The organism is Paraburkholderia sp. GAS41 (assembly GCF_050436545.1).
Lineage (GTDB): Bacteria > Pseudomonadota > Gammaproteobacteria > Burkholderiales > Burkholderiaceae > Paraburkholderia.
In genome coordinates, this window is the sequence record NZ_JBNDMK010000011.1 from 124,247 (window position 1) to 150,459 (window position 26,213).

21 protein-coding genes are annotated in these 26,213 nt (G+C 64.0%); 6 read left to right on the forward strand and 15 right to left on the reverse strand.

Features of this window, described 5'->3' with window-relative positions; all coding sequences use genetic code 11:
• Both P3T43_RS17205 and P3T43_RS17210 read right to left on the reverse strand, forming a co-directional pair.
• Positions 1 to 3,210, reverse strand: a complete 3,210-nt coding sequence (locus P3T43_RS17205) for an efflux RND transporter permease subunit (protein WP_429282239.1) — start codon at positions 3,208 to 3,210, stop codon at positions 1 to 3.
• A gap of 18 nt (positions 3,211 to 3,228) precedes the next feature.
• Complete coding sequence (locus P3T43_RS17210) at positions 3,229 to 4,458, reverse strand: efflux RND transporter periplasmic adaptor subunit (RefSeq protein WP_429282240.1); 1,230 nt, start codon at positions 4,456 to 4,458, stop codon at positions 3,229 to 3,231.
• 430 nt (positions 4,459 to 4,888) lie between these two features.
• On the opposite strand from P3T43_RS17210, the gene P3T43_RS17215 reads away from it, so the two are divergent.
• Positions 4,889 to 5,536, forward strand: a complete 648-nt coding sequence (locus P3T43_RS17215; protein WP_429282241.1) for a TetR family transcriptional regulator — start codon at positions 4,889 to 4,891, stop codon at positions 5,534 to 5,536.
• Positions 5,537 to 5,565: 29 nt separating this feature from the next.
• Here the strand turns inward: P3T43_RS17215 and P3T43_RS17220 are convergent, their stop codons facing one another.
• The 6 genes from P3T43_RS17220 to P3T43_RS17245 all read right to left on the reverse strand — a co-directional run bounded on the left by P3T43_RS17220 (position 5,566) and on the right by P3T43_RS17245 (position 11,374).
• Positions 5,566 to 6,318, reverse strand: coding sequence for a CoxG family protein (locus P3T43_RS17220; protein ID WP_429282242.1), 753 nt, complete (start codon positions 6,316 to 6,318; stop codon positions 5,566 to 5,568).
• 33 nt (positions 6,319 to 6,351) lie between these two features.
• Complete coding sequence (locus tag P3T43_RS17225) at positions 6,352 to 6,780, reverse strand: DUF427 domain-containing protein (protein ID WP_429282243.1); 429 nt, start codon at positions 6,778 to 6,780, stop codon at positions 6,352 to 6,354.
• Between the two features lie 255 nt (positions 6,781 to 7,035).
• Entirely contained in the window at positions 7,036 to 7,533 is a 498-nt protein-coding gene (locus tag P3T43_RS17230) for a carboxypeptidase regulatory-like domain-containing protein (RefSeq protein WP_429282244.1), read from the reverse strand.
• A gap of 218 nt (positions 7,534 to 7,751) precedes the next feature.
• Positions 7,752 to 9,275: a DegQ family serine endoprotease gene (locus P3T43_RS17235; RefSeq protein WP_429282245.1), complete on the reverse strand. Its 1,524-nt coding sequence runs from the start codon at positions 9,273 to 9,275 to the stop codon at positions 7,752 to 7,754.
• Positions 9,276 to 9,405: 130 nt separating this feature from the next.
• The gene (locus P3T43_RS17240; RefSeq protein ID WP_429282246.1) at positions 9,406 to 10,707 is read right to left on the reverse strand and encodes an ATP-binding protein; all 1,302 of its coding nucleotides are present in this window, start codon (positions 10,705 to 10,707) and stop codon (positions 9,406 to 9,408) included.
• 4 nt (positions 10,708 to 10,711) lie between these two features.
• Positions 10,712 to 11,374: a response regulator gene (locus P3T43_RS17245; protein WP_429282247.1), complete on the reverse strand. Its 663-nt coding sequence runs from the start codon at positions 11,372 to 11,374 to the stop codon at positions 10,712 to 10,714.
• Between the two features lie 426 nt (positions 11,375 to 11,800).
• On the opposite strand from P3T43_RS17245, the gene dacB reads away from it, so the two are divergent.
• The 3 genes from dacB to P3T43_RS17260 all read left to right on the forward strand — a co-directional run bounded on the left by dacB (position 11,801) and on the right by P3T43_RS17260 (position 15,910).
• Positions 11,801 to 13,363 (forward strand): D-alanyl-D-alanine carboxypeptidase/D-alanyl-D-alanine endopeptidase, encoded by a 1,563-nt coding sequence (dacB, locus tag P3T43_RS17250; RefSeq protein ID WP_429282248.1) that lies wholly within the window; start codon positions 11,801 to 11,803, stop codon positions 13,361 to 13,363.
• A gap of 194 nt (positions 13,364 to 13,557) precedes the next feature.
• Positions 13,558 to 14,595: a sterol desaturase family protein gene (locus tag P3T43_RS17255; RefSeq protein WP_429282249.1), complete on the forward strand. Its 1,038-nt coding sequence runs from the start codon at positions 13,558 to 13,560 to the stop codon at positions 14,593 to 14,595.
• Between the two features lie 82 nt (positions 14,596 to 14,677).
• Positions 14,678 to 15,910, forward strand: coding sequence for an SGNH/GDSL hydrolase family protein (locus tag P3T43_RS17260; RefSeq protein WP_429282250.1), 1,233 nt, complete (start codon positions 14,678 to 14,680; stop codon positions 15,908 to 15,910).
• A gap of 299 nt (positions 15,911 to 16,209) precedes the next feature.
• On the opposite strand, the gene P3T43_RS17265 is transcribed toward P3T43_RS17260, so the two are convergent.
• The 7 genes from P3T43_RS17265 to P3T43_RS17295 form a co-directional block, all read right to left on the reverse strand.
• A complete protein-coding gene (locus P3T43_RS17265; RefSeq protein ID WP_429282251.1) occupies positions 16,210 to 17,352 on the reverse strand; it encodes an L-threonylcarbamoyladenylate synthase in 1,143 nt (380 codons plus the stop codon).
• A gap of 13 nt (positions 17,353 to 17,365) precedes the next feature.
• Entirely contained in the window at positions 17,366 to 18,562 is a 1,197-nt protein-coding gene (locus P3T43_RS17270) for a 5-(carboxyamino)imidazole ribonucleotide synthase (RefSeq protein WP_429282252.1), read from the reverse strand.
• 82 nt (positions 18,563 to 18,644) lie between these two features.
• Positions 18,645 to 19,181: a 5-(carboxyamino)imidazole ribonucleotide mutase gene (purE, locus tag P3T43_RS17275; protein WP_429282253.1), complete on the reverse strand. Its 537-nt coding sequence runs from the start codon at positions 19,179 to 19,181 to the stop codon at positions 18,645 to 18,647.
• A gap of 31 nt (positions 19,182 to 19,212) precedes the next feature.
• The gene (locus P3T43_RS17280; protein WP_429282254.1) at positions 19,213 to 20,103 is read right to left on the reverse strand and encodes a phosphoribosylaminoimidazolesuccinocarboxamide synthase; all 891 of its coding nucleotides are present in this window, start codon (positions 20,101 to 20,103) and stop codon (positions 19,213 to 19,215) included.
• Between the two features lie 132 nt (positions 20,104 to 20,235).
• Entirely contained in the window at positions 20,236 to 21,300 is a 1,065-nt protein-coding gene (gene fba, locus P3T43_RS17285; protein WP_429282255.1) for a class II fructose-bisphosphate aldolase, read from the reverse strand.
• 193 nt (positions 21,301 to 21,493) lie between these two features.
• Complete coding sequence (gene pyk / locus P3T43_RS17290; protein WP_429282256.1) at positions 21,494 to 22,930, reverse strand: pyruvate kinase; 1,437 nt, start codon at positions 22,928 to 22,930, stop codon at positions 21,494 to 21,496.
• A 364-nt stretch (positions 22,931 to 23,294) separates the two neighbouring features.
• Entirely contained in the window at positions 23,295 to 24,488 is a 1,194-nt protein-coding gene (locus tag P3T43_RS17295) for a phosphoglycerate kinase (protein WP_429282320.1), read from the reverse strand.
• A gap of 481 nt (positions 24,489 to 24,969) precedes the next feature.
• On the opposite strand from P3T43_RS17295, the gene P3T43_RS17300 reads away from it, so the two are divergent.
• Together P3T43_RS17300 and P3T43_RS17305 are read left to right on the forward strand one after the other, a co-directional pair.
• On the forward strand, positions 24,970 to 25,893 hold the full coding sequence (locus P3T43_RS17300; protein WP_429282257.1) for a branched-chain amino acid transaminase: 924 nt from the start codon (positions 24,970 to 24,972) through the stop codon (positions 25,891 to 25,893).
• Positions 25,894 to 25,958: 65 nt separating this feature from the next.
• Complete coding sequence (locus P3T43_RS17305) at positions 25,959 to 26,153, forward strand: zinc-finger domain-containing protein (protein ID WP_429282258.1); 195 nt, start codon at positions 25,959 to 25,961, stop codon at positions 26,151 to 26,153.
• Positions 26,154 to 26,213 lie beyond the last annotated feature (60 nt).

Genomic DNA, 26,213 nt, shown 5'->3' on the forward strand with positions numbered 1-26,213 from the left:
TCAATGTCCTCCCTTGCCCGAGCCGCTTCCATCTTGACCCTGGCCTTGCGGGTCGTGCGGATGGTGCTGGTTATAGTGTTCGAGCGCCGCATCCGGGTCTTCCTTGTCACCGCCGAACTTCGAACGGACCACGACGAAGAACATCGGGATCATGAAGATCGCAAGGAAGGTGGCGGTCAACATCCCGCCGATCACGCCGGTACCAATGGCGTGCTGGCTCGCCGAGCCCGCGCCGTTACTGATAGCCAGCGGCATCACACCGAGAATGAACGCAAGCGAGGTCATCAGGATCGGCCGCAACCGCAGACGCGCGGCTTCCAGCGCGGCCTCGACCGGGCCCATGCCTTCGCTCTGCTGCAGCTCACGGGCGAATTCCACGATCAGAATCGCGTTCTTCGCCGACAGCCCCACCGTGGTCAACAGACCCACCTGGAAGAACACGTCGTTCTCGAGACCACGCAAGGTGGCCGCGAGCAGTGCGCCCAGCACGCCGAGCGGCACCACCATGATCACCGAGAACGGGATCGACCAGCTCTCATACAGCGCCGCGAGACACAGGAACACGACGAGGATCGAGATGCCGTACAGGATGGGTGCTTGCGAGCCCGACTGGATTTCCTGGAACGACAGCCCGGTCCATTCGTAGCCAATCCCCGCCGGTAGCTTCGCCGCAATCGCTTCGATTGCCGCATTCGCCTGGCCGGTACTCTTGCCCGGCGCCGCCGCACCCTGGATTTCGACCGCGGAAATGCCGTTGTAGCGCTCCAGCTTTGGCGAGCCGTACGTCCACTGGCCGCTCGCGAACGCCGAGAACGGCACCATCGTGCCCGCGCCGTTACGCACGTACCAGGCGTTCAGGTCTTCGGGGTTCATCCGGAACGGCGAATCACCCTGCAGATACACCTTCTTGATCCGGCTGTCCGTATCGAGGAAGTTGTTCACGTACGAGGACGCCCACGCAATCGAGAACGTCTGATCGATCGTGGCGAGCGAAATACCCAGCGCCGAGGCCTTCTCGTGGTCGATCGTCACCTTGAACTGCGGTGTGTCGTTCAACCCGTTCGGACGCACCTGCGCCAGCATCGGGTCCTTCGCAGCCATGCCGAGCAGCATGTTGCGCGCTTCCATGAGCTTCTCGTGACCCAACCCCGCGCGATCCTGCAGTTCCAGGTCGAAGCCGGCTGCGGTACCGAGTTCAGGAATCGACGGCGGGTTGACCGGATACACCAGCGCGTTCTTGTAGCCCGCGAAGTGCATGAAGAGACGCCCCACCAGAGCCTGCACCTTTTCGTCGGCATGCTGGCGCTGCGAGTAGTCCTTCATCCTCACGAACACCAGACCGGCGTTCTGGCCACGACCCGCGAAGCTGAAGCCGTTCACCGTAAACACCGATTCGACAATGCCCTTCTCGGTTGTGAGCAGGTAGTCCGAAATGTCCTTCAGCGCATGGGCCGTGGTTTCCTGGGTCGAGCCCGACGGCGTCTGCACCAGCACGAACATCGTGCCCTGGTCTTCATCCGGCAGGAACGACTTCGGCAAGCGCACGAACAGCATCCCCACCGCCACGATCACCACCAGGTAGATGATGAGCCAGCGGCCCGAACGCTTGATCACGTGGTGCACCCCACTGTGATACTTGTCGCGGCTCTTCTCGAAGTTCCGGTTGAACCAGCCGAAGAAACCCTTCTTCTCTTCGTGATGGCCCTGCGGAATCGGCTTGAGAATCGTCGCGCACAGCGCCGGCGTCAACACCAGCGCCACCAGCACGGACAGCACCATCGCCGACACGATGGTCAGCGAGAACTGCCGGTAAATCGCGCCCACCGAGCCGCCCGAGAACGCCACCGGCACGAACACCGCCGACAGCACGAGCGCCACGCCGACCAGGGCGCCGGTGATCTGGTCCATGGCCTTGCGGGTGGCGTCGCGTGGCGACAAGCCCTCCTCGGCCATCACCCGCTCGACGTTCTCCACCACCACGATCGCATCGTCCACCAGCAGACCAATGGCGAGCACGAGACCGAACATCGACAGCACGTTGATCGAGAAGCCCACCGCGCTCATGATCGCGAACGTACCGAGCAGCACCACCGGCACCGCGATCGTTGGAATCAACGTGGCGCGCAGGTTCTGCAGGAACAGGTACATCACGAGGAACACCAGCACGATCCCTTCGAGCAGCGTCTTGACCACTTCCTCGATCGACAGACGCACGAACGGCGTCGTGTCATACGGGTACTTCACGACCAGACCGTGCGGGAAGTACTTCGATAACTGGTCGACCTTCTCGCGCACCGCCTTGGCCGTAGCCAGAGCGTTGGCACCCGTGGCGAGCTGAATACCGAAGCCTGCCGTCGGCACGCCGTTGTACTTGGTGTCGAAGTTGTAGTTTTCGCCGCCGAGATCGATACGCGCCACGTCTTTCAGCAGCACGCGCGAACCGTCCTGGTTCACTTTCAGCAGAATGTTGCCGAACTGCTCGGGCGTTTGCAGCAGCGTGGCTTCGCTGATGGTGGCCTGCAGCAACTGCCCCGGAACCGCAGGTGTGCCGCCGAGCGAACCGCCCGACACCTGGACGTTCTGCGCCGTGATGGCCGCCTGCACGTCGACCGGCGTCAGGCCGTAGTTGTTGAGCTTGTTCGCATCGAGCCAGATCCGCATCGCGTACTGCGAGCCGAACAGCGTGACCGTGCCCACACCGTCGATCCGGCTGATCGGATCTTCGATGTTCGAGGCGACATAGTTCGCCAGGTCGTACTTGTTCATGCTGCCGTCTTCGGAATTGAAGGCCATGACGAGCAGGAAGCTGCTGCTCGACTTGGTGACCTTCGTCCCCTGCTGCTGCACTTCCTGCGGCAGAAGCGGCGTGGCGAGCTGCAGCTTGTTCTGGACCTGCACCTGCGCAATGTCAGGATTGGTGCCGGCGGCAAACGTCAGCGTGATGGTAGCCGTACCCGAGTCGTCCGAGGTGGACGACAGATACAGCAAGTGGTCGAGACCGCTCATCTGCTGCTCGATCACCTGCGTGACGGTGTTTTCAACCGTCTTCGCCGACGCGCCCGGATAGTTCGCGCTGATCTGGATGGCCGGCGGTGCGATGGTCGGGTATTGCGCGATCGGTAACGTAAAGATCGACGCGATGCCCGCGAGCATCAGGATGATGGCGATCACCCACGCAAAAATCGGGCGATCGATAAAAAACTTTGCCATGAAACAGGCTCCCTGTTATTACGCGCCCGATGCAGCAGAGGCAGCTTGTGCCGGCTGCGCACCGCTGGCGGCCGGCGCACCTTGAGCGGTGGCGTCGGAAGCGGGTGTGGCGGGCAGTTGCGCGGGGACGGTCTTGACCTCCATGCCCGGACGAACCTTGTCGGTGCCCTGCACGATCACGCGGTCGCCCGCGTTCAGGCCGCTATCGACCACCCAGTTCGAACCGTACGTAGCGGAGGTGACGAGCTGACGCAACGCGACCTTGTTGTCGGCACCCACCACCAGTGCGGTCGGTGTGCCTTTCTGGTCATGCGTGATGCCCACCTGCGGCACGACGATGGCGTGGTCGTTCACACCTTCCTCGATGCGCGCACGCACGAACATGCCCGGCAACAGCACGTTGTCCTTGTTCTTGAACAGGGCGCGAACCGTGACCGAACCGGTGCTCTGGTCGACCGTGACGTCGCTGAACTGCAGCTTGCCGGTTTCCGAATAGGTGCGACCGTCTTCGAGAATCAGCGTGACCTTGGCCGCATCCGGACCGCTCGTCTTCAGACGCCCTTCCTGCACTTCGCGGCGCAGCTTCAGGCCGTCCAGGCTCGATTGCGTCAGGTCGACGTACATCGGGTCGAGCTGCTGCACGGTGGACATCAGCGTCGCGGCGCTCGCCTGCACGTATGCGCCCGGCGTGACCTGCGAGATGCCGACCTGGCCGCTCACCGGCGAGACGACATCCGTGTAGCCCAGGTTGATCTGCGCCGTATCGACCGCTGCCTTGCCCGAGGCGACATCCGCTGCCGCCTGGCCTTGCGAGGCCACCGCGTTGTCGTAGTCCTGCTTGCTGACCGCGTTGGCCGCGACCAGCACCTTGTAACGGTTGGCCTGCGCAGTGACGGACACGAGGTTCGCCTCGGCCTTGGCCAGGGTTGCCTTGGCGCTATTCAAGGTGGCGATGTACGGCGCCGGGTCAATCTTGTAAAGACGCTGGCCAGCCTTCACCTGGCTGCCCTCGGTGAATTCGCGACGCAGCACGATGCCGTCCACCCGTGCGCGCACCTGCGCCACGAGGAATGCATTGGTACGGCCCGGCAGTTCGGTGACGACAGGCACGGCCGTCGGCTGGACGGTCACGATGCCGACTTCCGGCGTTTGTTGTGGCGGGACCGATTGTTTTGGTCCGCACGCTGCCAGCAGGATGGCAGCCGTTGCGGCACTGATTAAGCGAAATGGAACCCGTTCGACGCGCATGGAGCGACCTCTGTCAAGGCTGAGAAAATGAAAAAATGCGTGAAAAGTGCGCGCGTCCCTACCCCGGGGAAGCAACGCTCACACGCGTCTCGCGACGCGTGACCGTCAGCCCAATTATGCGAATTGGATGAACAACCCTGAAATGCACCAAATCCGGAAATGCCGCACGACGCCGACCTTTTCGGTACGACGTCAAGCGTTTTGAAAGGCAACAGTGACGGATATTAACCGCTCTCCACTGCTTGGGCTATCCGATCGATGGGGTGCTATTATATATACATGCGCGGATGGATGTAAAAGTGTGTTTCACTATCCGCACGCCCATTGGTCGGCAATAATTGTTCCCAAAAGTCGCAACAGTCGGTTGTATCGTGACGGGCCGGGTTTAAAAGTGTCCGGGTAATCCCGCAAACAGGCAGGTCAGACGAATATGGTCAGAAGGACCAAGGAAGAGGCGCTGGAGACACGTGCCGGCATCCTCGATGCCGCGGAGCGGGTCTTTTTCGAGAAGGGTGTGTCGCGCACATCGCTGGCCGATATCGCTCAGGCTGCGGGTGTTACCCGTGGAGCGATTTACTGGCATTTCGCTAACAAAGGCGACCTGTTCAACGAAATGTTCGATCGGGTGCTGCTGCCGCTCGACGAACTCAAAGCCGCCTCGGTCAATCCCGAAGAGGCCGACCCGCTCGGCCGGCTGATCGATATCTGCACCGTGTGCCTGCGCGATACCGCGGCGGACGCGCGGCGCCGCCGCGTGTTCAACATCCTGTTTCTGAAGTGTGAATTCGTCGAAGAAATGGGCCCGGTGATGGCCCGTTATCAGACCAACATGCGCGAAGGACTCGGCAAGATCGAACTCGGCTTGCGTAACGCCATATCTAAAGGCCAGATGCCCGCCGACCTGAATACGCGGCTGGCGGCGACCATGCTGCACGCGTTTGTGGGCGGTTCGCTGCGCGACATGCTGCTTCTGCCCGAATCCACCGATTTCGAGCTGCACGCGCGGGAACTCGTCGAAGCGATGTTCGACGCATTCAGGCTCAGCCCGGCACTGCGTACGGGCGGCAACCCCGTTTAGCCCCGTCCGGACTCAAGCTCGCGCCGCGCTCAGCTCTGGCTGAACCAGTGCGCCGCGTACATCAGTACGGCCACCAGAAGAATCATGAGGCCCCAGAGCCACTGCGGCATGGCATGCGGCGTCGGCTCGCGATGCGACACGCCATGCGAGGCGCGCGTGCCGAACAGCGTGCTGGTCGCACGTCCGCTCAGGCTGCCGCCGTGATCGTGGTGGCGGGCGCGTCGCGCCATTCCGCCCAGGTTGATCGGCCGCAAAAACACATGCTGGCGCCGGCTGTGGGTGCCGCGCGCGCGGTTCGGCCCCTGACCGTGCTTTGCCTGGACGACCGCGCAGAATTCGGTGAAGAAATCGTCAGCCAGCTCATGCAGCGCGTTCTCCAGCTGACGCGTCGGCAATTCCGCGAGCGGCCCGGTCAGGGTGGCCCACACCGAATAGTCGATGCGCGTGCTGGGTGCCTTGTTCGAGGTGGTTTCGTCCGGACGCAGCGTCACGTCGATCTGTCCGCGCAGCGAGCCGATGCCTTCGGCGCGCGCCTTGAAGTTCAAGGCACGATGCGGCGCGTCGGGTTCGGAAGCATTCTTGCTGGCGACATGCGCCCGCACTTCGTAGCGGGCGCGCAACGGTCCGAGCGGCACGGTCAGGGTCAGCGCGTATTCGCCGCTCGCCAGACGGGTAAACGATTCGCAATTGTCGAGGCTGGCGCGCAGCAACGCGATATCCTGCAGCGCGTCCCAGACATCGGACGGTGCAAGGGCAATCCGTAACGCGTCGTTCAATTGCATGGCTGCCTCCCCGATGAACGCGCGCCCGCGGGATCAGGATGTCTGATCGATGCGGTCGACGCGCGATGCATAAAACGCCAGATACCCTTTGATCTGCCGGGCCCCGTCGAGCGGGTCCTCGTAACACCAGACGGCGTTCTCGACCAGGCCGTCTTCAGTGCGCAGATGGAAATACGACGCCGCCCCCTTGAACGGGCAATGCGACGTATGGTTGGAGCGTTCGAGCCGCGCCATATTGACATCGCCGCGCGGAAAATAAAATACCTCGGGAAGACCGGTCTCGGCTAACGTGAGGGCGGCCTGTGTGTCGGCCATCGTGACACCCTGATGGATCACCCGCACCCGGTGTTCATTGACGGCAATAGCAATGCGGTGAGCCCCGCGCGATGCACCGGCCGCAGCCTCGCCGTGGGAGGCATCGCCACTGGCGGGACTTCCGTTAGGCGTCGAGGCATCGCTCATATCACGGCTCCGTATGCGAAAAATCGGTCAGGCCTTAGTCAGGCGCCTGTCAGGCGTCAGATGGCGGTCAGCGCCGGCGGCGCGGCAGACACCGCAGGCGGTTCAAAGCCCAGTAGCCGCGCGCAGACAGCGAAAACTGTGGCGGTCCGTGGCGGCTTTCAGCATGGATTCAGAATGAAAAAAGCCACGGGATCTCCCGTGGCATCATTATCGGCCAATCTTCGGCCGATTGCGCGACCTTCGCGTGAAGGCGGGTTACTGGGTGTTCCAGTAAAACGCCGACTTCGCGCTGCCCGTGGTCGGGATCGTCACCGCCTTCTGCTGATCGTCGCTCTTGTAGCGCGCATGCACGGTGTAGCGACCGGGGCGCAGCTTCACCAGCATGTACGGTCCGCGAGAGGTCGTCTGCAACACGTCCGAGCCGTGTGCGTCGACGATCTGCACATGGACGTCGGCAAGGAAGTCCGAACCGGGGCCGGTAAAACGCAGCGCCAGCGGCCAGCGGTGTTCTGCGCCCTGCAAGGCTTTGGATTCGTCGCTGCCGACGCCGCCCGACACGAAGGCCACGTCGCCCTGATGCTGAACCTGCGGCATGCCGCCGCCGTTGTCGTTGCCCGCGCTCGTGTCGTCGGAGGTATTGCCGCCCGTGGTATCGGCCGGCTGTTGCGCCCACGCGCCGCCCGCGAGGCCGAGCGTCAGCGCTACGCTGACCGCAGCCGCAACGAGCCGTCGCTGATTGCCTTGAATTTTCATTGCATCGCTCCTTTCAAGAGTCGGGTAGGTCTGCCCGACCAAGAAGTGCAACTGCCGTGCCTGCCTGCCCGCTCGCACCTCCTGCATGGCTGGCGCACCGCCGGGCGCGCCGACGAACACCGCTCGCACCGCAAACTGTCGTCGGCTACGGCACGCCACTCACCTGCAAGGACGCCGGTCCATCGGCAGTTTATGCAAACGGACCGGCAAGTTTTACGTCAGCCCAAGTCCACCGGCACAAAGATCTGTGCGTTATCGCGCTGGATCAGGAGGGCGATGCTGTTGCCCGCCTGCGTGATGATCTGCTTCAATTGATCGACGCTCGTCACGGGACGGCCATTGACCGCCAGAATCACGTCGCCCGGCTGGATGCCGGCATTTTCAGCCGCGCCACCTGACTGTTGCACCAGCAGACCGTGCGAGACGGAGGCGTTGCTCTTTTCCTCCGGCGTAAGCGGCCGCACCGCGACGCCGAGACGCCCCTGCATCTGCTCGGGCGTGTTCTCGCTCTTCGCTGCCTTGGTGTCGGACATCGCGCCGATGGTCACCTTGATGTCCTTGCTGGCCTTGTCGCGCCACACGGTCACGGTCGCCGGACTGCCCGGTGCGAGGCTCGCCACTTGCGCCGGCAGGTCGGTCGAGTCCGCCACCGGCGAGCCGTTCACCGCGGTGATCACGTCGCCGGGCTGCAAGCCGGCCTTGGCTGCGGGTCCGTTTGCATCCACCGAGCTCACCAGCGCGCCGTTCGGCTTCGACAGGCCAAACGAATTCGCCAGCGTCTGGTTCATGCCCTGCACGGCTACGCCCAGACGCCCGCGGCTCACGTGACCGGTCTTGACGAGGTCGTCCTTGACCTTGATGGCTTCGTTGATCGGAATCGCGAACGACAAGCCCTGGAAGCCGCCCGTTTGCGAGTAGATCATCGAGTTGATGCCGATCACTTCACCCTGCAGGTTGAACAGCGGGCCGCCCGAATTGCCGGGGTTGACCGGCACATCGGTCTGGATGAACGGCGTGTAGTTTTCGTTAGGCAGCGAGCGCGATTTCGCGCTGATGATGCCCGAGGTCACCGTGTTGTCGAAACCGTAAGGCGAGCCGATTGCCACGACCCACTGGCCGACCTTGCTCTGGTTCGGATCACCGATCTTGACGGTCGGCAGGTTGCTCGCGTCGATCTTCAGCACCGCCACGTCCGACTGCTTGTCCGCGCCCACCACTTTTGCGCGGAATTCACGTTTGTCGGTCAGCTTGACCGTGACGACATTGGCGCCGTCGACGACGTGCGCGTTGGTCAGGATGTAGCCGTCGTTGCTGACGATAAAGCCCGATCCGAGGCTCGCGCTCGGCTGGTCGCCCTGCTCGCCGCCATCGTCGCCACCGCCACCGCCTTGCATACCGGGCACGCCGCCGAAGAAGCGTTTGTAGAACTGGTAGAACGGATCGCTCGGATCGATCGGCAGTTGCTGCGCATTGCCGCCGTTGTCGCCACCGCTGCGCATCGCGGTCTGCTTGACCACGTGTTTCGCGCTGATGTTGACGACGGCCGGGCCATAGGTTTCAACCAGGCCGGAGAAATCGGGGACGCCGGTTTTCGCGGCCGCCTCGGCAGGCATCATCGCGGCTTGCGCCGGTGCGATCACCTGGGGCGCGGGCACATCGCGATGGCCCGCCACATAACCGACGGACAGCGCGACGGCAACGGCAACGGCGACGGCGCTGCGGGACAGGGTTTTCGCATTCATCGTGTACTCCTGACAGGGAGAAAGGCTCAAGGGGATGGGATGAAGCGTACGTGCTATCGCTTAAAGGAGTCTTAAACAATGGAACGCCGGCAAATCCTCGCCCTTTTCACCTGTCTGCCACTGAACACGCTCAGAAGCGCACGCTGACCTCGAGACCGCCCGCAGGCGAGTCGCCCAGCATCACGCTAGCGCCATGCTGGATGGCGATGCGTCGCACGATGGCGAGCCCCAGTCCGCTGCCCGAGACATCCGTACGGGCACGATCGGCGCTCTCCCCGGCCCGATAGAAGCGGTCGAATACGCGCTCGCGTTCGGCGGGTGGAATGCCCGGTCCGTTGTCGGCGATGCGCACCACCGGATGACCGGCTTCGACAAGCAGGCTCACGTCCACGCGGCCACCGCGCGGCGTGTATTTGGTTGCGTTGTCCACCAGATTGTTGAGCATCACCCGCAGCGCGTCGGGGTCGCCGGTCACGCTGGCGGCTTCATTCGTCTCGACGCCCAGATCGACGCCACGCTGCTGCGCGAGCGGCGTGTAGGTCAAGACGCAGTTCTCGAGCAGCGCGTGTAGGTCGATCGTTTGGGCCTGCACGTGACCATCCGGTTCCGAGCGCGCCAGCGCCAGCAACTGTTCGGCAAGCCGCGTGGCGCGCGTGACGCCCGCCTGCAGATCGGACAGCGCTTCGCGGCGGCCGGCATCGTCGGTGGTGCGCGCCACCAGTTGCGTCTGGATCTGCACCGCGGCGAGCGGCGTGCGCAGTTCGTGCGCGGCATCGGCGACGAACGCCTTCTGCGTGTCGAGCGCCGTGGCGAGCCGCTGCAGCAGGCCGTTGAGCGCACGCACGAGCGGTTGCACTTCGAGCGGCAGACGGCTGTCGGGCAACGGATCGAGCGCTTCCGGATGACGCGTTTCGAGCGCCCCGGTCACCCGGCGCAGCGGTCGGAGCCCACGTCCTACCACAACCCAGACCGCCAGCCCGAGCAACGGCAGCAGCACGATCAGCGGCCACAGTGTGCGTAATGCGACGTTGGCCGCGAGCCGGTTGCGCACCGACACCGGCTGCGCCAGTTGCACGACGTTGTCGCCGACAATCGCGCCGTACACGCGCCAATCGCCACGCTCGGTGCGCTCGGTCGAAAAGCCCAGTTCGGCGCGCGGCGCGAGCGGCGCACGCGGGCGCGAGTAGTACATCAACGCGCCGTTGCGATTCCAGATCTGCAGCACGATGCCTTCGTCGCCAGTATCGCGCGAGCCGAGCACCTGCGAAAACGGCTCGGACGGCAACGCCTCGGCGATCTCCTGCAACTGGTAATCGAATAGCTCGTTGGCCTCGGCGAGCGCCTGGTGGTAGATCAGCCAGCCGGCAATGCCGACGCCCAGCAACACGATAGCGAGCAGCCAGAACAGCAATTGACGGCGAATGGAACGCATCGGCTCAGGCGTCCTTCGCGATCATGTAACCGAGACCTCGCACGTTGCGGATCAGGTCCGCGCCGAGCTTCTTGCGCAGCGCGTGGATGTACACCTCGACGGTATTGCTGCCGATTTCCTCGCCCCAGCCGTACATTTTTTCTTCGAGCTGGCTCTTCGAGAGAACCGCGCCCGGCCGCGCAATCAGCGCCTCGAGCAGTGCGAATTCTCGCGCGGAGAGCGCGACCGGCGCGCCGGCTAACGTGACCTGATGCGAAGCGGGATCGAGCGTGAGCGAACCGTGGCGGATAGTCGAATCGCTGCGGCCCGACTGGCGGCGGATCAGCGCGCGCATGCGGGCGCCGAGTTCGTCGAGATCGAAAGGTTTGACGAGGTAATCGTCGGCACCCGCGTCGAGTCCTTTGACGCGATCCGCCACGGCGTCGCGCGCCGTGACGATCAGCACCGGCAGCGTATGGCCGCGGGCGCGCAGCGCGCGCAGCACATCCAGCCCATCGCGTTTGGGCAGGCCCAGATCGAGCAGCACCAGATCGTAAGGTTCGCCGCCGGCCGCGCTCAGCGCAGCCTCGCCGTCCTCCACCCAGTCAACCGCGAAGCCTTCGCCGCGCAACGCCTTGCGCACGCCTTCGGCAATCATCCGGTCGTCTTCGACTAGCAATATGCGCATGACTCTACGTTTCCGAAACATTCACGATGCCGCATTCTAGCGCCCGGCCCGGGGTCGTGCGATCGGGCCCCGTCCATTGCCGCAGATGCGGTGCAATTTCACCGCATGGTCGCGGCATGTCTCTACAATGAGCGCTTTTGCGTGACGCGCCTTGCGGCCCCGACTCATCGGAGCACGGCGCGGCAAGCCCAGGAGTTGCGCGTGGCACAGGCGGCTTTGCTGCGCGCCGGACGCGCCTCCCTTGAAATGCCCCACATGAGCACGGTGCGCCGCGCGCACTGTGCTTCAGCCGTGATTTTTAGGTTTTTTCGCCCCTTCATGACGCACGTCTTCCTGTCTTCTCTCGTACGCCGTCTCGCGCCGTGCGCCTTTTCATCTATCAAGCCTGTCACCCCTGTCCGCTCTGCCAAGTCTGGCGGGTCTGCTATGTCGACCACGCCCGTCGCACGTAACACCGGCCCGCTGCGCAGCGCCGCGCTTCTGCTCGCGTGTGCCGCGCTCACCTGCGCCGTTCCGGTGCAGGCCCGGGTCAAGGCCAAACATCCGGCGGTCAACGTCAGCACGGTGCTGCCGGCTACGGTCATGACCGCTCTTGCGCGCGCCCATGTGCCGTTGTCCGATATCAGCGTGGTGATCGAAAAAGTCGGCGATCCCACGCCGATCGTCGCCCTGAACGCCGGCAAGCCGATGATGCCCGCCTCGACGATGAAACTCGTCACCACGTATTCGGGTCTGTCGATCCTCGGGCCCGACTACCGCTGGCGCACCAGCGCCTACGCGGACGGCACGCTCGACGCCAGCGGCATCCTGCACGGCAACCTGTACATCCAGGGTACGGGCGACCCGAAGCTCGTGCCTGAAGAACTGATCGACCTCGTGCAGAAGATCCGCAAGGCCGGCATCAACGGGATCGACGGCGCGCTGGTGCTCGACAAGCGCTATTTCGATCCGTCGACGCGCGACCTGCCGCCCTTCGACGACGACGCGAACGCGCCCTACAACGTCGGCCCCGATCCGCTGCTCTACGCTTTCAAATCGCTATCGTTCACGCTCACGCCCGCATCTGACGGCAGCGTGGCCGTGGACGTGATCCCCGCCCTGGCACAACTGCAGATCGACAACCAGTTGCACGCCACCGGCGGCCCGTGCCGTGGCGAACTGCCCACGCCGGCCGTGACGCCGCAGCCGAACGGCACCGTGGTCGCGTCGTTTGCCGGCGACTATGCCGAGCGCTGCGGGCCGCGTACCCTCAACGTCGCCGTGCTCGATCACTCGGCCTTCTTCGCGGGCGGTTTCCTCGCGCTATGGGAGCAAACCGGCGGCACCTTCAAGGGCGCCACCCACGAAGGTGCGGTGCCGCTCGATGCACGGCTCGTCGCCACACACGAAGGCCCGGTGCTCTCCGATATCGTTCGCGACATCAACAAGTTCAGCAACAACACGATGGCGCGCAACCTGTTCCTGACGATCGGCGCGGTCACCAGCAAACCGCCCGCCACGCCCGAGAAGTCCGCGCACGCGATCGAAGCGTTTCTGCAGCGAAGCGGCCTGAACATGGAATACCTGTCGCTCGACAACGGCTCGGGCCTGTCGCGCAACGAGCACATCACGGCGCTCTCGCTGGCCGATCTGTTGCAGACGGCCAACGCGAGTCCGGTCGCCCAGGTATTCGTCGATTCGCTTCCGGTGGCGGGCGTCGACGGCACCATGCGCAACCGGCTCACCTCACAGCCGGTAAACGGCAACGCGCACATCAAGACCGGCACCTTGCGCGACGTGCGCGCGATCGCCGGTTACGTGGCCTCCGCGGATGGAGTGAGCTACGTGGTGGTTAGCATCATTAACGATCCGCACTCCGAAGCGGCGCGCGCGGCGCACGACTCGCTGCTCGAATGGGTTTATCAGGGCCCCTTGCAACCGATTCAGGACGTGGCCGACGAACCGCGCGGCAAGCCCAGGAAAAACCCGCACAAGCACGCCCAGCATTGAGGATTCCTTCTAGCGAAGCCATGCGCGACGAGCCGCAGAGCGTGTACGCTTGCGGCAGTGTTTGAAGCGCGCGTGAAACGCACCACGACGCGCGCCGGTCGCGCGCCACCTCGGTTCGCGTTGCCGGTTCAAACGACAACGACAACGCCCGCTGCGGCATTCGCAGCGGTCAGGGACCACGGAGGAAGACGTCCATGCAATTCGATGCCGAATTGCTGCTACTCGCCATGGCGCCCGTCTTCCTTGCATGTATCGGCTGGGAGGCGTGGCACCTGCATCGCACGCGTCCCGAAGCGCGCCTCTACAGTTGGCGCGACACGCTGTGCAACGCCGCGCTCGCGCTGCAGCAGCAAGCCGCCGACAAGCTCGCGTGGCTCGCGATCATTCCCGTCTATGCCTATTGCTTCAACCACTTCCGCATCTACACGTGGCAGGCGGGCTGGGTTTCGTTCGTTGTGCTGTTTGTCGCGCAGGACCTGCTTTATTACGTGTTTCACCGCTGCAGTCACCGCGTCCGGTGGCTGTGGGCCGCGCACGTGGTGCATCATTCGTCGGAGCGGATGAATTTTTCTACCGCCTTCCGGCAGAGCCTGATGTACCCGATCGCCGGCATGTGGGTGTTCTGGATTCCGCTCGCCATCCTCGGCTTTCCGCCGAAGCAGATTGTCGCCATTGTGCTGATCAATCTCGCCTTCCAGTTTTTCGTGCATACGCAAGTGATCGGCAAGCTCGGCTGGCTCGAATACGTGCTGAACACGCCGTCGATCCATCGCGTGCATCACGCGCGCAACGACCGCTACATCGACCGTAATTACGCCGGTGTTCTGGTGATCTGGGACCGGCTGTTCGGCAGCTTCGTGGAAGAGGATCCGCACGACGCGCCGGTCTACGGCATCGTCGAACCGCTCCATACCTTTAACCCGCTGAAAGCGACCTTTCACGAATGGGCTTCGATGAGCGCCGACGTGCGGCGCGTGCAAGGCTGGCGCAACAAGCTGAGCGCGCTGTTCGGCCCGCCGGCGTGGGCAGCGGCTTACCACGCGTCGCTTGGCGACACGCAGTCCCAGGCATCGAGGAAGGACGACGCCGACGGTGCCCGTCCGGGCACGGCGAATGCGTCCGGCAACGCAGCCCTCCATGCCGTCACGCCTGCAGATGCGCTGGATAACCCGGCATCGGCAAGCAACCCGGCGACGTTTCAGGCACCGCGAACACCGGGGAAGTTTCTGTAAGCTGTCGTCACGCCGCCGACGCGGCGGACGCCGCCTGCATCACATGGCAAAAAGGCCACATACGAGAGGAGATGAAGTCAACATGAAACAACAGGGAATGAAACATCGGGGTCTGGTGCGCCTGACGCAAGTAGCGATCGCGAGCGCAGCCTTCGCGATGCTGGCAGCCTGCGGCGGTGGCAGCAGCAACAACAATTCCAGCAGCGCGACGCCCGCGGGCGGTATCAACCTGCAGGTCGTGTCGTTCGGCGATAGCCTTTCGGACGTGGGTACGTATTCGCCGGTGATTGGCGCCGATTTCGGTGGCGGCCGCTTCACGACCAACCCGGGTGAAATCTGGACGCAAAAGGTCGCGGAATACTACGGCGGCACTTTGACGCCGGCCTACCTGGGCGGCTTCGGCCAGCCGTTGGCGGCAACCGGTGGCCTGGGTTACGCGCAAGGCGGCTCGGATGTCGTCAACGCCGAAGGTGAAGGCTGGGCGCCGAACAACCTGGCGGCCACGACGATTCCGGTGCAGACCCAGGTGTCGCAATACCTGGCGGCCCATGGAAGCTTCAATGCGAACCAGCTCGTGCTGGTGGACGGCGGCGCAAACGACATCTTCCAGTACGCGACGGCCGCCAATCTGACGGCGCTCGGCACTGCGCTGCAGACGGGCCTGATGAACGGCACCATACCGAACACGCAAACGGGGCAGGTCACGTATATCGCCGGTTACCTGCAGCAGACCAACAGCCAGGTCGGTCAGGCCGCGGTCGCGCTCGCGACGCAAATCGGCGCGATCGCCAAGGCGGGCGCGACGCACATCGTGCTGATGACCATCCCCGACATCGGTCAGACTCCGCTCGGCGTCGCCGCGGAAGCCCAATCTCCCGGCTCGGGCGCGCTGCTGACCGGCATCAGCGCGGCCTTCAATGCGACGCTCGAACAGGCACTCGCGCCGTTGATCGCGTCCCACACCGTGATCCTCGCCGATGCGTTCAACTGGTTCGACCAAACCTTGCTACCGAACTACCAGTCGCTCGGTTTCACGGTTTCGAACACGGGCACGGCGTGTAACCTGACGTCGATGGCAAACAACGCTGCGGCTTACGCGACTGCGAATCCGGCCGTCCTGACGAACGGCCTGACCGCTCAGCAGTACGGTGCCCAGTTCGCCTCGTCGCTGTTCTGTTCGCCGCAGACTTACACGGTGGCCGGTGCGGATCAGAGCTACATCTTCGCCGACACGGTCCACCCGACGACGCACACGCATGCGCTATTCGCGCAGTTCGTGGAGAAGCAGATCGCGGCGGCTGGGGTGGGTCACTAAGTGGGGTGAAACGCGGCGGGTCTGGGGGACCTGCCCGCTTTGCTTTCAGTTGTAGATGCGCCTTGGCGTGGATGATTTGACCAGGCCAGAAACGTGTTGTATCTTGGGCTGCTTGAAGCTGAGACCCGCGTCCCAATGGGGATTGCGGGTCTTTTTTTGCCCGAAAGGGTTCCGGGAGTTAGCGGTGCATCAAATTAGAGACGCCAGCTTCTGCAAGACGAAGAAAATCGCATCCAATTGCTGGTCTATAGTGAAGCAAAGCGTTTAATTTTGCGTCGCTATGGCGACGCGGAAATGCGCTACCCCTGCGCCTCGAACGCCGCCGCAGCCCGACCAAGCCGATCGTTCACCGCGATCCATTCGATTGTATCGGGCAGTTTTTCGATCAGGATGCGCGCCACGTTCGCGCGGTCAAGTGCGCGCAGCAAGCTGTACAGCTCGCGTGCATACACATGGGGATCTTCGGGCGCCGCCATGAAGTGCACGCCATCGGCATCGGCCCAATGTCCGGCGCGCGACACCCGTGCCACCAAGGCAACCCGTTCGTTCGCCTCGCGCGCTGTCAGCAGAGGCTCTAGCGCCTCGAACGGCAGCAAGGCGAGCGGCGTGCGCGGCGCGTAGTGCGCCTTGAGCGTGCCCGAGGCGCGTGGCGCCGTGGCATCCGAGCCGTCCGGCAGACGTGGCGCTTCGCCCAGCACCTCGGCGATATCCTGCGGCGTCACGCGCCCCGGCCGCAGCAGCGCCGGAAAACCGCGCGACAGATCGAGGATGGTCGACTCGATGCCGACATCCGACGAGCCACCATCGAGCACATGAATCGTGCCGCCGAACTCCTCGCGCACGTGTTGCGCCTTCGTGGGGCTCACATGTCCGAAGCGGTTCGCCGACGGCGCGGCGACGCCGCCGTGACCGCCGCGCAGCGCGCTGAATGCTGCGAGCAGCGCCTGCGCCACCGGATGCGAAGGACAGCGCAAACCCACCGAGTCCTGCCCACCGCTCACGGCCGCGGGAATATGCGCGGCACGCTTGAGGATCAGCGTGAGCGGCCCTGGCCAGAAAGCATCGATCAGTCGCAGCGCTTCGGGCGGCAGATGCTCGACCCAATAACCCGGATCTCCGTGTGGCGCAAGATGCACGATCACCGGATGATTCGCCGGCCGGCCCTTCGCTGCGTAGATGCGCGCCACTGCGTCGGGGCTTTGGGCGTCGCCGCCGAGGCCGTAGACGGTTTCGGTCGGAAACGCGACTAGTTCGCCCGCGTCCAGCAGCGCCGCAGCGTGCCCGATTTGCGCGGCGTCGACGGCGGGCCCGACGGCGGCCTCGGCGGCAGCCTTGGAAGCGGCCTTGGCGGCGGTCTCGCCGACGGCCTTGGCCGCGGCCTTGGCTGCGACCTCTACGACAGTCCTGGCTGCGGCGTCGGCAGGTTTGGCTTGATCCGGCATGATGGCGCTTGCGTCAGCCCTTCAGGATATGCAGCAGCCGGGCGCAATCGCGCGCAGCCGTGCGGGCTTCGTCGAGCGTCGCCGCAGTGAAGTTGATGTGGCCCATCTTGCGTCCACACCGCGCTTCTTCCTTGCCGTAAAGGTGCAGACGCGCGGCCGGCATCGCGGCCACCTCGTGCCACGGCGGCGTGACGGCGGCACGCTTGGCGCCGTCCGGAAACCAGACGTCGCCGAGCAGGTTCAACATCACCGCCGGCGAATGCTGGCGCGTGTCGCCGAGCGGCATGCCCGTCATGGCGCGGACCTGCTGTTCGAACTGGCTCGTGGCGCAGGCATCGACGGTGTAATGGCCGGAATTGTGCGGGCGTGGCGCCATCTCGTTGGCCACGAGGGAGCCGTCTTCCAGAATGAAAAATTCGACGCACAACACGCCGATATACCCAAGCTTGTCGGCAATCTGCAGCGCGGCCTGTTGCGCCTGGCTGACGAGCGTCGGACTCGCGTCCGGCGCCGGCACGATGGTGTGCGACAGCACACCGTCGCGGTGAGTGTTCTGCGCGAGCGGATAGACCACCGACGCACCGTTCGCACCACGCGCGATCAGCGCCGAGACTTCGAACTTCAATGGCAGCCGCTTTTCCAGCACGCACGGCACGCCGCCGAGCGAAGCATGTGCCTCGCGCACTTCCTCGGCATTGCGCACGCTGACTTGACCTTTGCCGTCATAGCCAAGCCGGGCCGTCTTCATAATGCCGGGCAACACCGCGGCAATCGTCGCGTCGTCGAGCGCGGCAAGCGCGTCCGACGATTCGATCACGACGTGCGGCGCCACGGCCACGCCCGATTCGACGATAAAACGCTTCTCGGCGATCCGGTTCTGCGCCACGGCCACACAGCGGCCAGCCGGACTCACGAAGGTCGTGCGCGCGAGGAAATCGAGACTCGCGGCAGGCACGTTCTCGAATTCCGTGGACACCGCCGCGCACAGACGCGCAAGTTCGGTGAGCGATGCTTCGTCGTCGTAGGCCGCACGCAGGTGGCGATCGGCAACCGCGCCCGCTGGACTGGCTTCGTCCGGATCGAGCACGGCAACGCGATAACCCATCGCCTGGGCGGCAAAACAGAACATGCGGCCGAGTTGGCCGCCACCAACCATGCCAAGCCATGCGCCGGGCAGAATCGGTGAAACCGGTGTATTGTCTGGATTCATCTCAGTGGTCGGTCACGGGCGGCGCACATGAATGCGCACCGCACCGGGGTCAGGCTGGGAACTTCAGGCCAAAAACGCGCGCTTACAGCGCGGGCAAAACCATTGCGTGAGCCGCTTCGTTCTGGCGCACGCGGAACGCGGCAAGCGCATTCGCGTATTCGGTCGAGGTCACGCTCAGGATCGACACCGCGAACAGCGCGGCATTGGCGGCACCCGCCTCGCCAATGGCAAACGTCGCGACCGGCACGCCCTTGGGCATCTGCACGATCGAATGCAGCGAATCGACGCCCTTCAGGTACTTGCCCGCCACCGGCACGCCAAGCACCGGCACGGTGGTCTTGGCGGCCAGCATGCCGGGCAGATGCGCGGCGCCGCCGGCGCCCGCGATGATCGCGCGCAGGCCGCGCTCGCGCGCGCCTTCCGCATACGTGAACATCTCGTCGGGCATGCGGTGCGCGGACACCACCCTGGCTTCATACGGTACGCCGAATTCCTGCAGGATCGCAACGGCGTGCTTCATGACTTCCCAGTCGGAACTGGACCCCATCAGCACGCCAACGAGCGGCGCAGCATGGATATGGGCTGTCTGTGCCGCCTGGGCGGTCGGGAGCTGGCTCATCTTTCGGGCTTCCTTGTCTGCTCTTGCGGCGTTAAGCGAGCGTCTGCCCGGTCAGGCGCTCGAGCGCCTCCTGGTACTTGGCGGCCGTCTTCGTGACCACCTCATCCGGCAACTTCGGCGCCGGCGGCTCCTTCTTCCACGCCTGGGTTTCCAGCCAGTCGCGCACGAACTGCTTGTCGAACGACGGCGGATTGGTGCCCACCTGATACTCGTCAGCCGGCCAGAAGCGCGACGAATCGGCAGTCAGCGCTTCGTCCATCAGGAACAGCTTGCCGTGATTGTCGAGGCCGAATTCGAACTTTGTGTCGGCGATGATGATGCCGCGGGTCGCCGCGTAATCTGCCGCTTCCTTGTACAGCTTGATCGAAATCTCGCGGATCGTAGCCGACAGTTCGGTGCCGATGCGGCGTTCCATCTCGTCGTAAGTGATGTTTTCGTCGTGATGGCCCATTTCGGCCTTGGCAGCCGGCGTGAAGATCGGCTCGGGCAATTTCTGCGCGTTTTGCAGCCCCGGCGGCAGTTCTACGCCGCATACGGAACCCGTGGCCTGATAGTCTTTCCAGCCGCTGCCGGCCAGATAGCCGCGCACCACCGCCTCGACGAGGATCGGCTCGAGGCGCTTCACGACCACGCCGCGACCCTTCACCTGTTCGGCTTCGTCAGCCGCCACCACCGACTCGGGCGCCACGCCCGTCAGGTGATTCGGCACGATGTGCTTGAGCTTGTCGAACCAGAAATTGGCCATCTGGTTCAGCACGCGGCCCTTGTTCGGAATCGGCTCGCCCATGATGACGTCGAACGCCGACAGACGGTCCGTAGTGACGATCAGCAACTGGTCGTTGCCCACCGCGTAGTTGTCGCGGACCTTGCCGCGGCCGAGCAGCGGCAGCGAGCGGAGCGTGGATTCGTAAAGGGTAGACATCGTCGTAGTTCGCTAAAAGTGGGGCAAAAATGAGACCGGAACAAAAGGGAAACGCCGTTCCCCCTATGATGCGGGAACGGCGAGACGGACTGCAACCTGGCCGGATGGCCAGGCTCGTACTGTACTGTCTGCTTAGCGGACGACCTGTGCGAGGCCGCCCGACTTGTACTTCTCCGCAATTTTATCAAGCGCCAGCGGCTTGATCCTGCCCGCCTGGCCTTCGGCGCCAAAAGCGACGAAACGGTCCACGCAGACCTTCTTCGCCGCTTCGCGCGCCGGCTTCAGGTAGTCACGCGGGTCGAACTTGCCCGGATTTTCCGCCATATAGCGGCGGATCGCACCGGTGATCGCGAGACGCAGGTCAGTATCGATATTAACCTTGCGCACGCCGTGCTTGATGCCTTCCTGAATTTCTTCGACCGGCACGCCGTAGGTCTCCTTCATATCGCCGCCGAATTCGCGAATTTCCGCGAGCAGCTCCTGCGGCACCGACGACGACCCATGCATCACCAGATGGGTGTTCGGAATGCGCTGGTGAATTTCCTTGATGCGCTGGATGGACAAAATATCGCCGGTGGGCTTCTTGCTGAATTTGTACGCGCCGTGTGACGTGCCGATGGCAATTGCCAGCGCGTCGCACTGCGTCAGCTTGACGAAGTCGGCGGCCTGCTCCGGATCGGTCAGCAACTGCTCGCGGGTCATCTTGCCGTCCGCGCCGTGACCGTCTTCCTTGTCGCCCGTCATGGTTTCCAGCGAACCCAGCACGCCCAGTTCTGCTTCCACCGTGACGCCGATCGAGTGCGCCGCTTCCACCACCTTGCGCGACACATCGACGTTGTACTCGTACGATGCCACCGTCTTGCCGTCCGCTTCCAGCGAACCGTCCATCATCACGCTGGTGAAACCGCTGCGAATCGCCGCCATACACACAGCCGGCGACTGCCCGTGATCCTGATGCATCACCACCGGAATGTGCGGATACGACTCAATGGCGGCTTCGATCAGATGGCGCAGGAACGGCTCGCCCGCATACTTCCGCGCGCCCGCCGACGCCTGCATGATGACAGGCGCACCGATCTGATCCGCCGCCGCCATGATGGCCTGCACCTGCTCCAGATTGTTTACGTTGAATGCCGGAAGTCCATAACCGTGTTCGGCGGCATGGTCCAGCAGTTGACGCATTGATACGAGAGGCATGCATTACTCCTTAGATTGAAACGAATCCTGTGCCGTCGGCATCTATTTTTAGCAATTTTATCGCGAAGCAATCCGCCCACCCGTGAGCAGCAGGCTCAGGGCCCACCGTGAGGTTTGCCCCAAAAGTCCTGCGCTCCGCCTCTCGCGGGGTGATGCGGCTGCTTCGCCGTGCCGATCCAGGCAGTTTCTCTTATCAGTACGGTTCGCCGACCCGTACGATCTTCAACGTATTCGTTCCGCCGGCCTGACCCATCGGCTCGCCGACGGTCAGCACGACCATGTCGCCGCGCGATGCGTAGCCCTTGCTCACCACCGTCTCGAGCGCCTGCTGCAACGCGGTGTCGCGGTCGCTGCTGGTGTCCAGATGCAGCGACGTGACATTGCGGTAGATCGCCATGGCCCGCTCGCTGCCCACTCGCGGCGTGAGCGCGAAAATCGGCACGTGGGTCCAGTGACGCGACATCCACAGCGCGGTCGAGCCCGACTCGGTCAGCGCGACGATCGCCTTGGCGCCGAGGTGGAACGCCGTGAACAGCGCGCCCATGGCGATGGACTGGTCGATGCGGGTAAAGGTGCGGTCGAGGAAATCCTTGTCCAGCTCCGACTGCTCCGACTTCTCCGCTTCGACGCAAATCGCGGCCATCGTTTCGATGGTCTGCACCGGGTACTTGCCGGCTGCGGATTCAGCGGACAGCATCACCGCGTCCGTGCCGTCCAGCACCGCATTGGCCACGTCCGACACTTCAGCGCGGGTCGGCACCGGCGCGTAGATCATCGACTCCATCATCTGTGTGGCCGTGATGACGAACTTGTTCGATTCGCGGGCCATGCGGATCATGCGCTTTTGCAGCGCCGGCACCGCCGCGTTGCCCACTTCCACCGCGAGGTCGCCGCGCGCGACCATGATGCCGTCCGATGCGTCCAGAATGCCTTGCAGCGCCGGAATGGCTTCGGCGCGCTCGATCTTGGCGATCATCTTCGGCTTGATGCCGTAGGGCGCGCCTGCGATATTGGCGAGCTGGCGGGCCATTTCCATGTCGGTGGCGTTCTTCGGGAACGAGACCGCGACGTAATCCACGCCGAGCGACATGGCCGTGCGGATGTCTTCCATGTCTTTGGCCGTGAGCGCCGGCGCCGTGAGGCCGCCGCCCTGGCGATTGATACCCTTGTTGTTCGACAGCTCACCGCCGATCTTCACGGTGGTGTGGATTTCACTGCCGAGCACGCGCACGACGTCGAGCACGATCAGGCCGTCGTTGAGCAACAGGATGTCGCCCGGTTTCAGGTCGCGCGGCAGGTCTTTGTAGTCCAGGCCGACGCGATCGTCGTTGCCGAGCTCGCATTCGGAATCGAGGATGAACGGGTTGCCCGGCACGAGCATGGTCTTGCCGTTTTCGAACTTGCCGACCCGGATCTTCGGGCCTTGCAGGTCGGCCATGATGGCCACTTCACGACCAGCCTGACGGGCCGCTTCGCGCACGTATTCGGCGCGCTGGCGGTGGTCGTCGGCGGTGCCGTGCGAGAAATTCAGGCGGACCACGTCGAGCCCCGCCTTAATCATTTGCGACAGGATTTCGGGCGTGCTGGAAGCCGGGCCGATGGTGGCGACAATCTTGGTAGCGCGATGCATGAGTCTCCTCGTTGGGAAGGGATCGCTGGAAAGAGCGCTGCGAGTCGGGTGCGGAGGCTGCGCACCGAAGGATGCTGCCAGGGGCTGCGCGCCGGTTGAAACCAGCGTCGCTTTATTGGGTGAAGCGGTGTTCGAAACCAGCGTGCGGGACGCCAGCGGTGCTGCGGATTCTGCGGATACGGTGGATAGTGCGCCGCCGGCATGACCGGCGGGTGAAGCAACGGGACCCGCGGGCGGCGGTGTCCCAACGGAGCGTGCGGCACGCTCCCCTGCTGCTGGATTCGCCGCGCCGGCCGCGCTACGTTTGGCCGGCGACTTCGCACGTGTCTTTGCAGTTTTCACCGACGGGGAGCGTGTCGTCACATCAGGCCCGCGATTCCAGCACTTCGACCGCCGGCAGCTTCTTGCCCTCGAGGAATTCGAGGAAGGCGCCGCCGCCCGTCGAGATGTAGCTCACCTTGTCCTGGATGCCGTATTTGGCGATGGCCGCGAGGGTGTCGCCGCCGCCGGCAATCGAGAAAGCCGGCGAATTGGCGATGGCGTCGGCCAGCGTCTTCGTGCCGTTGCCGAACTGGTCGAATTCGAACACGCCGACCGGGCCGTTCCAGACGATCGTGCCGGCCTTTTCCAGCTGCGCGGCGAGCGCTTTGGCTGTTTCCGGTCCGATGTCGAGGATCAGGTCGTCGTCCTGCACGTCGGCCACGGCCTTGACTTCGGCCTTGGCGGTCGGCGAGAACTCCTTGGCCGTGACCACGTCGGTCGGGATCGGCACCGAGGCGCCGCGCGCCTTGGCTGCGTCGATAATGGCTTTGGCTTCGTTCACCAGATCGGCTTCGGCAAGCGATTTGCCGATCTTCAGGCCGGCCGCCAGCATGAACGTATTGGCGATACCGCCGCCAACGATCAGTTGATCGACCTTCTCGGCCAGCGACTTCAGAATGGTCAGCTTGGTGGACACCTTCGAGCCGGCGACAATCGCCACCAGCGGACGCTTCGGGGCGCCCAGCGCCTTGCCGAGCGCTTCGAGCTCAGCGGCCAGCAGCGGGCCGGCGCAGGCCACCGGCGCGTACTTCGCGATGCCGTGTGTGGTGGCTTCCGCGCGGTGGGCGGTGCCGAAGGCGTCGTTGACGTAGATGTCGCAGAGCTTGGCCATTTTCTGCGCGAGCTCGTCGGAATCTTTCTTTTCGCCCTTGTTGACGCGGCAGTTTTCCAGCAGCACAACCTGGCCAGGCGTGACGTTCACGCCGTTTTCAACCCAGTTCGCCACCACCGGCACGTCGCGGCCGAGCAATTCGGCCAGACGCTTCGCGACCGGCGCGAGTGAATCTTCCGGCTTGAAGTCGCCCTCAGTGGGACGGCCCAGATGCGAGGTCACCATGACCGCCGCGCCGGCGTCGAGTGCAGCCTTGATGGCCGGCGCCGAGGCACGGATGCGGGTGTCTTCGGTGATGTTGCCTTGATCGTCCTGCGGAACGTTCAGGTCGGCGCGGATGAACACGCGTTTGCCTGACAGCTTGCCTTCGGCGATCAGATCGGAGAGACGCAATACCTGGTTCATGAGCGTAGGGTAGCGAGTTGGGTGGAAGGCGGCGATGGACAGCGCGCGAACAGCCTCCGCTCGGGAGCCCCGCAGGGGTGGCTCCTCGAACAGGCGCCGACGGCATCTGCCGCAGCGTCGCGCAGTGATCCGGGAGTCGAGTATTTTAACCGATCCGCATCCCGTTCTGCCCCGCGCCACGGCGAATGTCCCGTATTTGGGAGATACCTCGCGATGCCGCATCGCAGCATAAACGCTTTGTCCATTGGAAAACAAGATGCGGGACCGGAAAGGCCGGCATGCCGGCCAGCCTGCGCCCAAATGCCCGTTCCGTGTGCAAAAGACGCTAAAATGACGGACTTCGCCGCTTGTCGGACCGTCTGTACGGCCTCTCGCCCGGCGCGCCGCGTCTGGCGGGCGCGCGCTCGGTGACCTGCTGAGCCCAGCCGATCGTCCCGGCGGCCTTGCGCAACACTTCACAAACGCACAGCTGGAGAATCGTATGTCAATGGCCGACCGCGACGGCAAGATCTGGATGGATGGCAAGCTCATCGACTGGCGCGATGCCAAGATCCACGTGCTCACTCATACGCTGCACTACGGCATGGGCGTCTTCGAAGGCGTGCGCGCCTACCAGACGGCCGACGGCGGCACCGCCATTTTCCGTCTGCAGGAACACACCAAGCGCCTCCTGAACTCGGCCAAGATTTTCCAGATGGACGTGCCGTTCGACCACGAGACGCTTGCCGCCGCGCAGCGTGAAGTGGTGCGCGAAAACAAGCTGGAGTCCTGCTACCTGCGCCCGATCATCTGGGTCGGCTCGGAAAAACTGGGCGTGTCGGCCAGGGGCAATACCATCCACGTGGCCATCGCCGCCTGGCCGTGGGGCGCTTACCTCGGCGAAGACGGCCTGAAGAAAGGCATCCGCGTAAAGACCTCCTCGTTCACGCGCCATCATGTGAACGTGTCCATGGTGCGCGCCAAGGCGTCGGGCTGGTACGTGAACTCGATCCTCGCCAACCAGGAAGCCACCGCCGACGGCTACGACGAAGCGCTGCTGCTCGACGTGGACGGCTACGTGTCGGAGGGCTCGGGTGAAAATTTCTTCCTCGTGAACAACGGCAAGCTGTACACCCCCGACCTGTCGTCTTGCCTCGACGGCATCACGCGCGACACGGTCATTACGCTAGCGAAGGATGCGGGTATCGAAGTGATCGAAAAGCGCATCACGCGTGACGAGGTCTACACCTGCGACGAAGCGTTCTTCACCGGCACTGCCGCTGAAGTCACGCCGATCCGCGAACTGGACAACCGCACCATCGGCACGGGCTCGCGCGGCCCGATCACGGAAAAGCTGCAAAGCGGCTTCTTCGACATCGTCAACGGCAAGAGCGAGAAGTACGCGCACTGGCTGACCAAGATCTGAATCTGAACATACAGCAGGCCGCGCCGGCGGCGCGCCTGCGCCCTGTCTCCACAGAGAAAGCCCACATGAGCGATATCAAGGAAATGCCGCTGGTCGAACTGACGGCAAAAGACCTGCCGGCCTACTGCCCGAACCCGGCCATGGCGCGCTGGAGCGCCCATCCCCGCGTGTTTATCGACGTGACGCACGGCGAAGCACGCTGCCCGTATTGCGGCACGCGCTACAAGCTGCGCGACGGCGAAGTGGTCAAAGGCCACTGATCGCCGCGCACCGGCTGGGCTCGTTCATCACAATCAGGCTGCAGCCGCGCCGCGACCCGC

Bases quoted from the DNA above. Each gene is read 5' to 3' on its own strand.
- P3T43_RS17205 (WP_429282239.1), bottom strand. From the start codon at position 3,210: ATGGCAAAGTTTTTTATCGATCGCCCGATTTTTGCGTGGGTGATCGCC.
- P3T43_RS17210 (WP_429282240.1), bottom strand. From the start codon at position 4,458: ATGCGCGTCGAACGGGTTCCATTTCGCTTAATCAGTGCCGCAACGGCT.
- P3T43_RS17215 (WP_429282241.1), top strand. From the start codon at position 4,889: ATGGTCAGAAGGACCAAGGAAGAGGCGCTGGAGACACGTGCCGGCATC.
- P3T43_RS17220 (WP_429282242.1), bottom strand. From the start codon at position 6,318: ATGCAATTGAACGACGCGTTACGGATTGCCCTTGCACCGTCCGATGTC.
- P3T43_RS17225 (WP_429282243.1), bottom strand. From the start codon at position 6,780: ATGAGCGATGCCTCGACGCCTAACGGAAGTCCCGCCAGTGGCGATGCC.
- P3T43_RS17230 (WP_429282244.1), bottom strand. From the start codon at position 7,533: ATGAAAATTCAAGGCAATCAGCGACGGCTCGTTGCGGCTGCGGTCAGC.
- P3T43_RS17235 (WP_429282245.1), bottom strand. From the start codon at position 9,275: ATGAATGCGAAAACCCTGTCCCGCAGCGCCGTCGCCGTTGCCGTTGCC.
- P3T43_RS17240 (WP_429282246.1), bottom strand. From the start codon at position 10,707: ATGCGTTCCATTCGCCGTCAATTGCTGTTCTGGCTGCTCGCTATCGTG.
- P3T43_RS17245 (WP_429282247.1), bottom strand. From the start codon at position 11,374: ATGCGCATATTGCTAGTCGAAGACGACCGGATGATTGCCGAAGGCGTG.
- dacB (WP_429282248.1), top strand. From the start codon at position 11,801: ATGTCGACCACGCCCGTCGCACGTAACACCGGCCCGCTGCGCAGCGCC.
- P3T43_RS17255 (WP_429282249.1), top strand. From the start codon at position 13,558: ATGCAATTCGATGCCGAATTGCTGCTACTCGCCATGGCGCCCGTCTTC.
- P3T43_RS17260 (WP_429282250.1), top strand. From the start codon at position 14,678: ATGAAACAACAGGGAATGAAACATCGGGGTCTGGTGCGCCTGACGCAA.
- P3T43_RS17265 (WP_429282251.1), bottom strand. From the start codon at position 17,352: ATGCCGGATCAAGCCAAACCTGCCGACGCCGCAGCCAGGACTGTCGTA.
- P3T43_RS17270 (WP_429282252.1), bottom strand. From the start codon at position 18,562: ATGAATCCAGACAATACACCGGTTTCACCGATTCTGCCCGGCGCATGG.
- purE (WP_429282253.1), bottom strand. From the start codon at position 19,181: ATGAGCCAGCTCCCGACCGCCCAGGCGGCACAGACAGCCCATATCCAT.
- P3T43_RS17280 (WP_429282254.1), bottom strand. From the start codon at position 20,103: ATGTCTACCCTTTACGAATCCACGCTCCGCTCGCTGCCGCTGCTCGGC.
- fba (WP_429282255.1), bottom strand. From the start codon at position 21,300: ATGCCTCTCGTATCAATGCGTCAACTGCTGGACCATGCCGCCGAACAC.
- pyk (WP_429282256.1), bottom strand. From the start codon at position 22,930: ATGCATCGCGCTACCAAGATTGTCGCCACCATCGGCCCGGCTTCCAGC.
- P3T43_RS17295 (WP_429282320.1), bottom strand. From the start codon at position 24,488: ATGAACCAGGTATTGCGTCTCTCCGATCTGATCGCCGAAGGCAAGCTG.
- P3T43_RS17300 (WP_429282257.1), top strand. From the start codon at position 24,970: ATGTCAATGGCCGACCGCGACGGCAAGATCTGGATGGATGGCAAGCTC.
- P3T43_RS17305 (WP_429282258.1), top strand. From the start codon at position 25,959: ATGAGCGATATCAAGGAAATGCCGCTGGTCGAACTGACGGCAAAAGAC.